The following is a 250-nucleotide window of genomic DNA, read 5'->3' as shown; positions in this document are numbered from 1 at the left end:
ACGGCATCATAATTCTTTTTCGCCACATAGCCTTCTTCATCCACTTCTTCCGTGACATCATTTCCGCTGGCATCGTATTTGTTTTTCGTCACCACGTTTCCTTCCATGAGCCGGATCGCGTCAAACCATACCGTTCCCGTGTAATTGCCGCGGAAGACAGCGGATATGTCGATTTTATCAATTGGCTTGGAAGGTTGAATCGAAACGGCGGCACGGTTCCAATCTTGATTGCCAGCAGGGAAATCCGCAG

Annotated in this window: 1 pseudogene; it reads right to left on the bottom strand. The window is 48.8% G+C overall.

Annotation, left to right across the window (positions count from 1 at the left end):
- Nucleotides 1-250, bottom strand: a pseudogene (locus VU18_RS19035) (RHS repeat protein); the annotation flags it as partial.

Origin of the sequence: Geobacillus sp. ZGt-1, assembly GCF_001026865.1 — a bacterium.
Lineage (GTDB): Bacteria > Bacillota > Bacilli > Bacillales > Anoxybacillaceae > Geobacillus > Geobacillus thermoleovorans.
The sequence above is the reverse complement of the archived record's forward strand: the minus strand, read 5'-3'. Positions and strand labels throughout refer to the sequence as shown.